At 39.6% G+C, this 14,851-nt stretch carries 5 protein-coding genes and 1 pseudogene; 4 read left to right on the forward strand and 2 right to left on the reverse strand.

Annotated elements, in window-relative coordinates; translation table 11 throughout:
* The first annotated feature begins 2 nt into the window (after positions 1-2).
* The 3 genes and pseudogenes from MHH63_RS26970 to sigK (MHH63_RS26980) form a co-directional block, all read left to right on the forward strand.
* Positions 3-3,344, forward strand: a complete 3,342-nt coding sequence (locus MHH63_RS26970) for a non-ribosomal peptide synthetase (RefSeq protein WP_341172271.1) — start codon at positions 3-5, stop codon at positions 3,342-3,344.
* 5 nt (positions 3,345-3,349) lie between these two features.
* A complete protein-coding gene (locus MHH63_RS26975) occupies positions 3,350-7,735 on the forward strand; it encodes a type I polyketide synthase (protein WP_076195212.1) in 4,386 nt (1,461 codons plus the stop codon).
* Between the two features lie 350 nt (positions 7,736-8,085).
* Positions 8,086-8,598 (forward strand): annotated as a pseudogene (gene sigK, locus MHH63_RS26980) (RNA polymerase sporulation sigma factor SigK); the annotation flags it as partial.
* 219 nt (positions 8,599-8,817) lie between these two features.
* Here sigK (MHH63_RS26980) and MHH63_RS26985 read toward each other — a convergent pair.
* The gene (locus MHH63_RS26985; RefSeq protein ID WP_341172272.1) at positions 8,818-11,970 is read right to left on the reverse strand and encodes an amidase family protein; all 3,153 of its coding nucleotides are present in this window, start codon (positions 11,968-11,970) and stop codon (positions 8,818-8,820) included.
* A gap of 853 nt (positions 11,971-12,823) precedes the next feature.
* Here MHH63_RS26985 and sigK (MHH63_RS26990) point away from each other — a divergent pair.
* Positions 12,824-13,366, forward strand: a complete 543-nt coding sequence (sigK, locus tag MHH63_RS26990; RefSeq protein WP_081392001.1) for an RNA polymerase sporulation sigma factor SigK — start codon at positions 12,824-12,826, stop codon at positions 13,364-13,366.
* Between the two features lie 399 nt (positions 13,367-13,765).
* Here the strand turns inward: sigK (MHH63_RS26990) and MHH63_RS26995 are convergent, their stop codons facing one another.
* Positions 13,766-14,731: an NAD(P)H-dependent flavin oxidoreductase gene (locus tag MHH63_RS26995; RefSeq protein ID WP_036675848.1), complete on the reverse strand. Its 966-nt coding sequence runs from the start codon at positions 14,729-14,731 to the stop codon at positions 13,766-13,768.
* Positions 14,732-14,851 lie beyond the last annotated feature (120 nt).

A 14,851-nucleotide genomic window follows, 5' to 3' on the forward strand; every position in this document is an offset into this window, starting at 1 on the left:
TAATGCTAGATAACAAACAAAAGAGTAAGGCTGATAACAGTTTACTAAAACAATGGCTACAGAATTCTATAAGTCATGATGCAAAGGGGATTATAGCGACCGCTCCTACAGGAGTAATTCCTCTATCTTTTGCTCAGAAAAGACTGTGGTTTTTACAACAATGGATGCCAGACTCATCAGGATACCATCTTCCTATTATATACCATATAAAAGAACAACTGGATGTCAATAAGTTGGAAGATAGCTTTAGAGAATTGATAAACCGTCATTCTATTTTACGAACTGTTTTTATCGAATTAGAAGGAGAACCTATTCAAGTTATTCTGGAGTCTCTAGAATTCGTACTTCCCTCCACAGATATCTCTATGTTGCAGATTATTGAGAGGGAAAAGAAGCTTAATTCAATTTTAAAAGAAAGTGTAAATCAACTATTCGATTTAAAAAATGGTCCTCTATTTCGTGCCGAGGTGATCCAATTGGGTATTGAGGAATGGATATTTTCTCTTTCTATTCATCATATTATAACGGATGGCTGGTCGAATGGGATTTTGATGAAAGAGTTAATTGCCGGCTACGAGGCGCGTTTAAATGGAATTCCATTAACAAAGGAAATGCCTCTTCAATATTATGATTACGCACGTTGGCAGACAAATCAATATGAAAAAGATCAATGGAAAGAGCATATGAAGTTTTGGAAAGAGTATTTGGAAGGAGCTCCTGCGTTAATAGAGCTCCCTCTGGATTATCCTAGACCAACAGTCCAGACTAGTAGGGGTGCTGTTTACGAATTCAACGTACCAGAGAGTACGTTGCGAAGTTTTCGTGATTTTTGCCTAAAAGAACAAGTCACCCCAGTTATGGCATTTCTAGCTCTATTTAAGCTGCTGCTTTATCGATATTCTGGGCAAGAAGATTTGCTAGTTGGACTTCCAGTCTTTAATCGACCAAAGAAGGAAATGGAAGGAATTACTGGTTTTTTTGCTAACACGCTGGTTATCCGTACGCGCATACCTGATGAGAAAATGACTTTCAAAGAATGGCTTCATAATATTCGTGATTCGGCATTGTCGGCTTATGAGCATCAGGAACTTCCCTTTGAAAAATTGGTAGAGATGTTACAACCAGAGCGTTCAACAACCCATAATCCTATTATTCAAGCTATGCTAAGTGTAGGAGCCGGATCATCTCAAGCCAAGCTTATGGGGGAGGAATTTAAAACATGGTCTACTTATCCATATGAGAGAAGTACAGCAAACTTTGATTTAACTCTCGAAATTACAGAACTAGAAGCTCCCAAGTTTTCTTTTGTATATCGCACTGACCTCTTCAAGTTGGAGAGTATACAGAGATTGGCAAAGCATTTTATTACTCTTTTACAAAACATTCTGGTTTATCCCAATCAAAGTATTGCTGAAATTGAGATGCTTTCCCTCGATGAGAAGGAAAAAATTCTCAATCATTGGAATGAAACAAGCAAAGCATACCCGGAGAATCTTCTTCATGAGCTTATAGAGCAGCAAGCACAGCGTTCACCGGATGCTCAGGCCATTTGTTTTGAAGAGACTTCGCTAAGTTATCAAGAGTTGAACGAACGTGCTAATCAATTGGCACATTTTCTCCAGAAGGAAGGGATTAATTGCGGGCAATTTGTAGGGGTCTGTATGGAAAGATCTATTGAAATGGTTGTAGCACTACTTGGAGTTCTAAAAGCTGGTGCAGCTTACGTACCTATTGACCCAACCTATCCTGTTGACCGTTTAACGTATATGTTGGAAGACTCCGGTGTGGCTTTCCTAATAACACAGAATTTCTTAGAAAAAGAACAACTCCATTCAATATTTACAGGTGCTATCAAATGTCTGAATCTGAATGAAGACTGGTCAGCTATTGAAACACAACCTAAATTCAATCCGAAAAGTGAAGTAACAATCGATTCTTTGGCTTATATGATTTATACCTCGGGTTCAACGGGTAAACCCAAAGGAGCTATGAATACACATAAAGCAATTAATAACCAGTTGTTGTGGATGCAGGAAGAATTTAAAATCTCTGCAGAAGACCGATTACTACAAAAAACGCCGTTTAGCTTTGACGTATCTATACCTGAAATATTTTGGCCCCTTAGTATTGGTGCTTCCTTATACCTAGCAGTACCCGAGGGGCATAAGGATCCATCTTATTTAATTGAAGCTATTCAGAAAAATCAGATTACTATTATTGGCTTTGTACCGTCCATGTTAACAATATTTCTGGAGGACCCGGAGGCTAGTCGTTGTACAAGCTTGCAGCGCGTTTTAGTGGCTGGAGAGGCGCTTACATCGGATTTGCAGAATAATTTTTTTGGATGCTTTCCTAGCACAGAACTGTACAACCTTTATGGTCCAACAGAAACTGCAGTGCATGCAACTAGTTGGAAATGTAATAAAGAAATGGAGAAAGCAGACATCCCTATTGGTCGACCTGCTGCTAATACGCAAGTCTACATTCTTGATCGTTACCTTTCCCCTACGCCTATTGGGGTTGCGGGGGAACTGCATATTGGTGGCGTTCAGGTAGGAAAAGGTTATTATAACCGTAGTGAATTAACTAATGAAAAATTCATCTTAAATCCATTTAAACAAGAGGAATTATTGTACAAATCTGGGGATCTAGCGAGATTTACCACAGAAGGGGTAATTGAATATTTGGGACGGCTAGATCATCAAGTAAAGTTGCGTGGCTTCAGAATAGAACTAGGAGAGATCGAAGCAGCAATTCGTTTGCACCCAAAAATACGGGAAGTTGTTCTTGACTTAAAGGGAAGTTCTCCTGATGACAAACAGCTTGTAGCATACTTTACAACAGAGGCTTACTTTCAACTTGAAGCTAGAGAGATTAGAAGTTTTTTAGGTGCTGTGCTACCTGAATATATGGTGCCGAGTTTTTTCATCCAACTTACACAGATGCCTCTCTTGCCCAATGGGAAAATTGATAAAAGGTCTTTGTCTAATGCACACAATATTTTGGAGGAAAAAAAGGATCCCATTAAACTACCTTCTTCAGTTCTTGAAATTGAACTTGGACAAATATGGAAGGATATATTACGGATAAGCGAAGTTGGGATAGAGGATAACTTCTTTGAAATTGGAGGACATTCTCTTTTAGTTATTAAAGTTAGATCTAAAGTATTAGAAAAATTACATAAAAACATATCAATGATGGACTTATTCCGTTTCAGTACAATTCAATCTTTAGCTCAATTTATGAACGAATCCACTAATACGGATGATACAACAATTTCAAATGTTAAAAGCAGGGCGCAGAAACAACGAGAAGCAATTAATAAGCTAAGAGGAAGGAGATAGCTATTATGGGTTCTAATATTGAGGATAATGAAGAGGATTTCTCCGGAGGAATCGCAATTATTGGAATGTCTGGGCGCTTTCCTGGGGCAGAAAATATTGAAGAATATTGGGAAATGCTCTGTAATGGAATAGAGGGAATACAGGTTCTAAGTGAAAAAGAAGATGCTATAATGAGAAAAAATCCCAAACTCCGTGATCACACTGATTATGTACCGGCAGGTGGGTTTATAAATGGGGTGGATGAGTTTGATGCCTCGTTCTTTGGTTATACGGCCCGCGAAGCACAGGTTATGGATCCACAACAGCGTATTTTTTTAGAAGAGGCATGGACGGTTTTAGAAAAAGCAGGTTATGATTCAAAGCAATATGAGAATCGTATCGGAGTATTTGCAGGAGCAGGAATGAATCAGTATTTTCTAAAGCATGTCTATCCCAATGAAGCAGCAATAATATCTGTGGGCAGTTTTCAGACTATGTTACATAATGAAAAGGATTATTTATCCACCCGAGCAGCTTATAAATTGGGTTGCAAGGGAGCTTCGCTAACACTACAAACAGCTTGCTCTACATCACTCGTAGCTGTAGCTATGGCTAGTCAAAGCCTTTTGTGTTATCAAAACGACATGGTAATTGCTGGAGGAGTTTCGCTGCCTGCGATGGAAAAATCAGGATACTTATATGAACAAGGCGGGATTGCATCCCCAGATGGGCACTGTAGGGCATTCGATGAGAAGGCACTGGGAACAGTACCAGGAAATGGGGTGGGCGTGGTTCTATTAAAAAGACTAGAAGATGCCCAAGCGGATGGTGACCATATATATGCAGTAATTAAGGGATCTGCAATGAATAACGATGGTGAACAAAAAATGGGCTTCACTGCTCCGAGTATTGAGGGACAAGTTGAGGTTATTGCAGAAGCGATTGCCCAAGCGAATGTAGGAGCTGAAACAATAGGCTTTGTTGAAGCACATGGTACTGGTACAAAACTAGGTGATCCGATTGAGGTAACAGCTCTTACAAAAGCGTACCGAATGTCTACAGATAAAGAAGGTTTTTGCGCATTAGGGTCCGTAAAAACGAATATAGGTCATCTTGACATTGCTTCTGGGGTTGCAGGTCTTATAAAAGCAACAATGGTTTTGCAGAATAAAATGATTCCTCCAACATTACATTTTCAAAAGTCAAATCCAGAGATTGATTTTGAAAAGAGCCCTTTTTATGTAAACAGTAATTTAATCTCCTGGCCTGAGAAACAAGTTCCACGTAGAGCTGGAGTTAGCTCGTTTGGGCTTGGAGGAACAAATGTACACGTTGTTTTGGAAGAGGCGCCTTCTAGAGAAGAATCGGGAGCTTCTAGACCTTACCAGTTAATCTTTTTATCTGCCAAAACACCGACTGCCTTAGACAGAATTAGCGAAAATCTAGTAAATACACTTACTGGTCAAGCTGATTTGCCCTTAGCTGATATTGCATATACCTTGCATGTTGGAAGAAGGGTGTTTCCTTACCGAAGAGTGATGGTGGCTGAGACAAATAAGGAACTTATTCATAATTTATCGCAGAAGAAGACAACCTCACCGGAAGATATTAGTTCAGGTCAAAATTCTGCAGTGCCCTTATTTTTATTCCCGGGACAAGGTGCCCAGTATATAAATATGGGTAAACAGCTCTATGAAACGCAGCATTATTATCGCAAGTGGATAGATGTGTGCACCAATCTGTTTCAGATACAACTAGGAGAGGATCTTCGCCAACTAATGTACCCTGCAGAAGGTACAAACAAAATTCTTGAAGAAAAATTACAGCAGACGCAAATGGCCCAAGCAGTAATTTTTACTACTGAATATGCAATGGCCCAACTTCTTATATCATTTGGTATCCATCCACAAGCAATGATTGGTCATAGCTTAGGTGAATTTACTGCTGCTGTGCTGGCTGAGGTTCTTACATTAGAAGATGCTATCTATCTGGTGTCACAAAGAGGCAGGTTGATGCAATCAATGCCCTTCGGAGAAATGATATCTGCATCTGTTAGCGAAACTCTTGCATTGCAATATTCAAATGATAGAATCTCAGTTGCTGCAGTGAATGCACCTTCACTTTGTGTTTTTTCGGGCACTGGGGAGGCTATCTCTCAATTGGAGGTTCAATTGACTACGGATGGGATTGAACATCGGCGTCTACATACTTCTCATGCCTTTCATTCTGCTATGATGAAACCTGCAGCGGAAACATTTGAGAACATTGTTAGAGAAGTAAAGCTATCCCCCCCTAAGATTCCTTATGTATCTGGATTTACAGGGACTTGGATTACGGATGAAGAGGCTACTGACCCAACGTATTGGGCTAGACAGTTATACGAAACAGTATATTTTGCTAAGGGGGTAGAAACACTTATAAAGGATATGAACGGAGTACCGATTGAAGTAGGACCGGGGCGTACTTTATCTGTCTTTGTGTCTCAACAACCATTATTACAGAAGCAAGCAATCCATACCATACGTCATCCCTTAAACCAGAGAGAAGATTATAAAATTCTGCTTGAGGCACTGGGGGAATTGTGGCTAAAAGGTATTGATATTGATGTCCGAGGTTTGTATGAAGGTCAAAATAGGCATAGGGTTGTACTCCCGACTTATCCATTTGAAAGAAAACGTTATTGGCTAGAAGAAGGGTGCATTAATTATGAAGTAGGAACAACTACTAATAATGACATCCAATCAACATCAAAAGATGACTTTCTATATAAGCCAGAACAAAAAGTGACTACATCAAATACGATAAGTACTTCTCCTGCAGATGTGTTATTGGGCATTACTGCGCTTTGGAGTGAACTCTTGGGCGAAGACCGAGTTGAGATAACGCAAGACTTTTTTGAACTGGGAGGTCATTCTCTACTTGGCATTCGTTTAATGAAACGTATGAGGGAGCTTTTTCAAATAGAACTTCCTGAGAGTACATTATATGAATTTCCGACAATTGAAGGGTTAGCTGGAGCTGTACAAGATGCTACTCTTAAACAACGGAGGTTGCCTAAAATTCACTGTGTTGAACGAAGTCAGCATATCCCAGCTTCGTGGATTCAAAACAGAATGTGGGAGCGGGAGATGATTCAAGGAGGAGAGTGCTGTACTACAGCAGTGGGATGGGAATATAAGGGCAACTTGGACATTTCATTACTTGAAAGATGTATAAATGAGCTAATTGAACGACATGAAGTACTGCGCACATCGTTACATAAAGATGAAAAGTGCGAAGAACTATTACAAGTCATTCAAGATTCTGTGGATATAGATTATCATCTGCCAATAATTAATTTAACACATTTAACTGAAGATGAGCAGGAACGAGAGATGCATGCATTGGCATTTATTGATGAGAGTACTCCATTTGATCTTAGTCGGCCTCTGCTCTGGCGTCTCACGCTTTACTTACGTTCAAATCATCGTTATGCGTTATTTATTAATGCTCATAACAGCATTATGGATGGCCCCTCTGCAAATATATTTTTAAGGGAACTGGGGGGATTGCTCCATCTTAGAGGGCAGGGTAGTGCAGATACTTTACCACCACTTCCAGTTCAGTTTGCTGATTATGCCAAGTGGGAACAAGAAATTTGGTCGGGTGATCGTTATACTAATTACCTGTCATATTGGAAAGAAAAGCTTAAAGATATCCGAATTACAAAATTACCCACTGACAGACCAAGGAAACCTGAGGGTGCAAAAAGTGCAGTTGAATCGTTTACTCTTAATCCAAATGTATCAGAATTACTGAGAAAAACCAGTCATACATACAGTTGCTCACTTTACACTGTTCTATTAACAGGATTTAATATCGCAATGCATACAATAACGGGTATGGAGGACCTGGTGACAGAGACTTCCTTTTCAAATCGAAATGTCACTGATATTGAGGGTATAATTGGTAGTTTAGTTAACTTTGTATTATTACGAGTGAACTTTTCTCAGAATTCTGCGTTATCAGAACTAATTTTGAGAACAAGGGAAACAGTAAACGGTGCAATTGCTCATAGTGAACTTCCTTTTGTGAAAATTATGGAAGAATTATATCCTGAGTTATACCGTAGTGAGAGAAACTATGTCCGAGGAGTTGCCTTTACACAGTATGAAAAAGGTAGTAGTCCTCCTTGGCCTGGCCTAGTTACGGAACGCAGATTGTGGGCTAGAAGATCATTATTTGATTTTTATATGAGCGCAGTCGATGAAGGTGAGGAGGGCATAGTATTTAATGTGGAATATGATTCATATCTTTTTGATTCCGCTACAATTAAAAGATGGCTCGTCCAGTATAATGATATTCTGCAGCAAATTGTTACAGCTCCTAACTCCCATCTGAATGATTTTGTTGCAATATCTTCTACTTATTGAGAAGGTAATGAAAGTATTTTTTAGTTTTTTTACTAACTTGTCAGTTTTAACAATCAAGTACTTCTTGAATCGTCAATAATTACTTTGTCTCCTATTCGAAGGTACGTGATGTAACAAGCATAGAGAATTTGCTTTCTCATTTAAGTCTCTTAGATCATTTAGTTATTATTGATAATAGTAAAACAGATGATGAGATTATTTGCGAAGCAGATAAAAGCGGAATAAGTTAATATGTCAATGAATTTCAGAATGGACGCATATTATTGAGCAATAATTGAAAAAAAGGAGACAAATAAACCAACTAGCATCGTAACCGATCACGTTGGTTTTTTTTTACATCATATCGTGTCCATAACCTCAAGAAATTCGACAACACAGGTGAAGACATGGAGGACCTCATCTCCATCGGCACCATCGGCCTGATTAAAGCTATTGAGAGTTATCGTCCAAACAAAGGAACCAAACTAGCCACATTTGCAGCACGTTGTATTGAAAACGAAATTCTGATGCACCTAAGATCCTTGAAGAAGACTCGTAAAGATGTATCTCTGCACGATCCAATTGGGACAGACAAGGAAGGTAATGAAATTACTCTCATCGATATCCTTGGTTCGGAAGCGGATGATGTCATTAAAGAAGTAGATCTGAAGATCGAAAAGAGTAAGATTTATCGTAACCTTGATATTCTGGATGACCGGGAAAAAGAAGTTGTGGTTGGGCGGTTTGGATTGGATACAGGCGGGGAAGAGCGGACGCAGCGGGAGATTGCTAAGGAGCTTGGCATTTCGCGGAGTTATGTTTCGAGGATAGAAAAAAGGGCACTGATGAAGCTGTATCATGAGTTTTATAAGGCTAAGCGGTGAGACTGATGACAATTACACAGTAATAATCCATTAATAATAAAACTTGAAAAGCGACTTGTCTACGGATGAGTCGTTTTTTGTGTGGATAGGGTTCGCCCTACTTATGATACGGTTCATCGCACTATCTGTAACGGCAAGTTATAAGGCCATCCCTTTCGGGATGGCCTTTCCTGTAAACGTGGTTACTCGAGTACTCTGTCATTTTTAATTGAATTTCTTTTAATTAGCTAGTAATCTGGAAACAATTGCTGCAAACTCTGCTCTAGTAATATCTTTTTCAGGCTTAAATGTACTGTCTGCGTATCCTGTAATAATATTATTGGATGCGAGTGCATCGACGGAATCATAATACCATGCATTTCTTGTAACATCTTTGAATGATGTGTTTCCAGTACCAGTTAGCTTAAAAGCTCGAGTGATTAGTACCGCTAATTCACTACGGCTAATCTTCTCATTTGGACGGAAGCTTCCGTCGCTATATCCGTTCATCAAGCCTGATCTAGCAGCTGCACCAATAAACTTATTCGCCCAATGAGTTGGAGATACATCTATAAAGTTACTTTCTTGTCCTTCAAGTCCCATATAAGTTGCAATTACTTTAATTGCTTCGGCACGAGTCAAACCTGAATTTGGGCGGAATGTTCCATCGGAATACCCCGTCAATAATCCCTTAGCAATTAGTGCGTCAATGCTTGTTTTTGCCCAATGATTCATTGTATCTACAAAACTAACAACTTTCGGTTTATCTGCTGGTATTATTGTTTCTGCAGGTGACGGTGTTTCTATAGGCGTTGTTATTGCTGGAGGTGTCACCGTACCTCCTCCAGTATTTGGATGGGTTGGTCCATTATCTGTGTTTGGATCAGGATTAGTAGAGTTTGAAACGTATTGAAGTGCTGGAGCAAATGTTGTAAGTAGTCTAGCTTGACTTTGTTGCTCAAGAGCGTAGCTCATGCCTAAAACTTTTGCATCGTCCCATGCTCTACCAACCAGTTGCATAGAGATAGAATATCCGCTGTCATTCGTTCCTACAGGAACAACTACCGTAGGTAGACCCATAGTAGAGGTTAATACGCCTGTGTTACGGTCTGAACTTAATTGAGAAGCTGCTGCGTCATTGTTATATACGTCGCTAATAAAACCTGCATAAACAACAGCATCAACACCATTCGCGTCCATCCAGCTTTTAATAACTTCCTTATAGTCGGTTCTATACTTAATGTAATCTTGTACAGCTTGTTCAGTCATCCGAGTTGGAGTACTATATCCTCTTTGATTATAGATAAGCACCTTATCTGAAGCTAGTACACTTGCTCCATCAATATAAGGGAAGTCCTTATGCAACTCAATATAACGTGCCCAACCTTCAGTAGATCCATTAATACCAGAAGGACGACTAGGGCCTGATGGTACAGCTGACATTTCAACCATAGTCGCACCCGCTGCTTGAAGCTCTGAGAACTTATCCATCACTGCCTGTCCAGTATCATCATCAGCATATGCAGATACAAAGGATGCAGGAATGTATCCAATTTTCTTTCCTTTCAATGCATTAACATCCAGAGATTCCTTCCAATCCACTGGACGCTTATGATCTGCATCAGCAGTGACTGTGAAAATATCCTGTGGGTCCGTACCCGTTGTAGCATTCAATATAATGGCTAGGTCAGTTACTGTTTTAGCAATGGGACCTGCATAATCTTGTCCCCAAGTGAGTGGCAGTACACCTGTAGTACTTGCCATACCGTCTGTACCCCGGAAGCTTTTTAAGCTAGCGCCTGTAGTTGGTGCATATAGAGATACCCCTGTTTGCGATCCCATTGCTGCTGCTGCAAAATCAGCTGCAACAGATACTGCAGACCCGCCGCTTGAGCCAAAAGATGTTTTCGATGGATAGAGTGCATTCCATGTTTGCTGCCAGCCGCTTTCACTAAAGCTTCCGCTGTTAGCAAACTCAGAAGTATTTACTTTACCAATAATTACAGCTCCAGCTTCCCGCAGTTTTTTCACTTGGAATGCATCAGAATCAGGCTGCCAGCCTTCAAGAGCTTTACTGCCACCGGTAGTAGGCATATCCTTTGTATCATAAATATCTTTTATCGCAATTGGAATACCCAATAAATCACCTTTTACACCTTGGGCACGGGCATCGTCAGCAGCTCTTGCTTGGTTAAGCGCAGTTTCAGATACATGCAGGAATGCATGGAATCCCAATTGTCCCTCATCGTATACCTTGATTCTATCTAAATAGGCTTGAGTAATTTGTACAGAGGTAGTTTTGCCAGTAATCATATCCTGTTGCATTTCTGCAATTGATTTATTCTTAACATCATACGGCGATGAAGTTACTAATTCTTTAGGCGCAGGAGCATTTGGTATAACCAGATGATCTCCAGTATCAAGTCCCTCTATAGCAGATATATCCCAGTTGCTAATTGACCGAATTTGTGCGTTTGTTAATCCTGTTACATCCAGCAGACTATTAAGTCCATCTAGCATAGCAACCAGATTTTTCAACCCTTCTTCACCAGCTTCTCCAACTTGTACATAATTTACTAGGGATTTCGATTCGCCCGGCCCAATATTTAGTGAATTAATGAACCCATAGAAATTCGCTTCATTTCCATACTCAGCTAAGGGTATTGTGAATGGATCCTGTTGCTGATTACCTAGACCGGTTAATCCATTATCAAACGGCTTTGGAGATCCCACTGCAACGCCTAGCGGCTTATTGTTTTTGGCGCTACTATCTACAACAATCCATGAATCATCTGTAGTTACCTTTAGATCGCCTGAATAGGTTGCCTTAACTACTGAAGCATTTGTTGTTGTACCATATCCTAAAGAGCCACCGAATGATACATCAACTTTTATTGCCACATCATTTTTATTAGTGAAAGTATCAAAGAATCTCGTTCGATTATGAATAGTATCCACATACACCTCACGTGTTACAGTTACATTTCCTAGATTTACAGATTGAGCCGAAGTAAACTTATTAACGCCGTCATATTTCAAGTCAAACCCACGCATCATTTGACCATTCATCAGTGGAGCTGAAGGCGAGGACACTTTAACAAAGATATTGCCGAAACCTTGTACTTGTGTAGAACCAACTGTACGTAAACTTCCTGTGTCTAAGCTAGGAGCAAAAACATCGTGAATCTCCCATACTGTGCCACTTTCTGAAGTAACTCTAGTTAAAGCGTCAGCTGTTTGGAACGGAATTACACTCGTAGCAATAACAGATAACACAATTGAAGTAGCTATAAATTGCTTTTTACTCCAATTTTTTTTTGCTGGTGAATATTCAGATCGGGTGGAACCAGAATGCTCTCTTTTAGTTTCACGTAGACGTTTGAACTTATTCATGTGCGTAATCTCCTTTTCCTGTATGTATTTTATTATTTAATGTTAGGAAATATAACACTAGTATTTGTTTCAGTCAATGAATATTATGAATTTAATATATTTTGAGTTTGAAAAAAGGGAAAAACGGCTCTTTTAATTATTCTGTGTAACGTATATGTAAACTGTTTCGTTAAATAAATTACAATTTATGATAGGTTTTGGAGAATCTATAGGATATTGAGTATCATCATCCGGCTGCATCACCAAAAACCTTGAATTTCACTTATCTCTATGTGAATTTGACGAAATCAAAAAGAAAAGGAACAGCTAAAAATTAACGGAGAATATTATGTTTTTCATTTCATGAAAGTGGAAGATTCTATATCGGAGCATGGCATAAAACAGAATCACTGATGATTCCAGATGCATAGCCGCAAGATCACTAATGGGCATCCTGAAAAGAGTAAAGTATCTGCTGGGAAAGAAGCCATAAGAATAGCCAGGTAGTGTATCTGGAATAAGTGGGATTTCATTGTGGAAACCACTTTAGCGGGTGGTAACGTTATAAGGCAGATGAGGATGCAAAGGAACAAGGCTTTGAAATTATTGTGTTTTATGTGGAACTAGCAGATGTTCGGCTAAATATTGAATGTATTGCTCTACGTGTGAAAAACGGTAGCTATCATATTGAAACCGAGGATATTATTAGACTCAATTTAACAAGTGTAATACTCTGACATCTCACTTAGAGTTAATTGATCAAGTAAAGTGTTATTTAAATGGATTACCAGGATGTACACAAGAAATCAATCGGAAACTACAAATTAAATATAATGTGCAAAAGGAAACCAATTCGAATCAGAATCGATCGTAATTGGTTTATTTTTTGACATCACATCGTGCCCATAACCTCAAGAAATTCGATAACACTAGGGAAGACATGGAGGATCTGATCTCCATTGGCACCATCGGCCTGATTAAAGCTATTGAGAGCTATCGTCCAAACAAAGGAACAAAGCTAGCCACATTTGCAGCACGTTGTATTGAAAACGAAATCCTGATGCACCTGTGTTCGCTCAAGAAAACACGTAAAGACGTATCCCTGCACGATCCAATTGGGACGGACAAAGAAGGTAATGAAATTACACTTATCCATATCCTTGGCTCCGAAGCTGATGATGTCATTAAAGAAGTCGATCTGAAGATCGAGAAGAGTAAGATATATCGCAACCTAGATATTCTGGATGACCGGGAGAAAGAAGTTGTGGTGGGTAGGTTTGGGCTGGATACAGGTGGAGAAGAGAGGACACAGCGGGAGATTGCTAAGGAGTTGGGGATCTCGCGGAGTTATGTTTCGAGGATAGAGAAGAGGGCGCTCATGAAGCTTTATCATGAGTTTTATAAGGCTAAGCGGTAAACTCATAATCACAAGGTAGTATCCGTTAACCGGCATACATAGAAAGCTTCAAGGACCATATTAGAATTTTTTAGAGAAGATATAGTTCAGCGAATTTTTGTATTAAACCAACTCATAAAAATACATGAGAAAGGGAGAGGGAAAATTGTTAAGTGGTGCTCTGAAGAGTACATATATCCAGTCATCTTTTGCGATTGGGCTTATTGCATTTTGGCTGTGAAGATATTTAGCTGTTGTTGCAATTAAAAAGAAAGGTACGGAAATCTTTGGTTAATACAACACAAAAGCTTATTAAATATAACTAAATTTGAGTATCAAGCGAAATAAAAAAACCACTTATGCTCGGAAATCCCAAGCTTGCTTAAGTGGTTAATCGTGCTTTTGAATCTTATAACAACCTTAAGTTGTCGGGTTCAATGCCCCTTGATACTCATCCATTAAATTGTCGATAATCTGCTGTACGGACAAAATCTCTTTAATCTCATGAACTCTGGACCCAGCAAAAACCAATCCGTTCTTAACATCTCCTCTAAGGGAAGTGAGCAGGGATTCCATTGTACAGAAGCGATGTGAACAAACCTTTAGACAATTATAGCATTTGACTATCTTTAATTTGGCATCATCACTGATCCGGTCCGTAAATTCATTCCGAATCGCTCTACCTTCTAGACCCACAGTAGACTTGATTAGGACAGTATCTCCTTGCTGAGCATCTACATACTTTTGCTTGAAGGCTAAGGGAGCATCACACTCAAGGCTAGCCACAAAACGGGTACCCATTTGAACACCAGATGCGCCGATCCGAAGGGCTTTTGCGATATCATCCCCTGTTAGAATTCCACCCGCAGCAATAACAGGAATCGAAACGGCCTCTAAGACTTCAGGAAGGATATCAAACATGGATCTGTCTGTACCTAAATGGCCTCCAGCTTCGAACCCTTCCACAACGACTGCGGAGGCACCAAGTCTTTCGGAAATTCGGGCTAATTTGGCGGATGAAACAATAGTTACGACAGGAGTACCATATTCTTTACCCCAAGCATAAATATCTCTAGAAATTCCGGCTCCGGAAATAATAAAGTCAACCTTTTCCTCCAAAGCAATCTTCATTTTTTCGGCAAAGTCCTTCACTGCGAATAGTACATTCACACCGATGTAGCCATTTCCTTTAGAGAGTTCTCTTGTTTTGCGAATATGCATTCTCAGCTCATCAGGAGTGATCCCTGTACCAGAGATGGTGCCGATCCCGCCTGCATTGGCTACAGCAGCGGCTAGTCCACTTAAGGATATGCCTACACCCATTCCACCTTGAATAACAGGAACTCTCGATTTAATATGTCCGAATTGGATTGTTGGAAGTTTCAATTACACACCTCTTTTGCAAGTTGTTGACATTATTAATACTCCTCTAGAGTAATAAGATATATCGTAACACAGCTAATTCTTTCCCGGATGTGACTGTAAACATGCTCAAACTATGTTAAA

The sequence above is a fragment of the Paenibacillus sp. FSL H3-0310 genome, from assembly GCF_038002785.1.
GTDB lineage: Bacteria > Bacillota > Bacilli > Paenibacillales > Paenibacillaceae > Paenibacillus_AQ > Paenibacillus_AQ odorifer.

Coding starts and splice junctions, on each gene's coding strand:
- MHH63_RS26985 (WP_341172272.1), bottom strand. CDS start 11,970: ATGAATAAGTTCAAACGTCTACGTGAAACTAAAAGAGAGCATTCTGGT.
- MHH63_RS26975 (WP_076195212.1), top strand. CDS start 3,350: ATGGGTTCTAATATTGAGGATAATGAAGAGGATTTCTCCGGAGGAATC.
- MHH63_RS26970 (WP_341172271.1), top strand. CDS start 3: ATGCTAGATAACAAACAAAAGAGTAAGGCTGATAACAGTTTACTAAAA.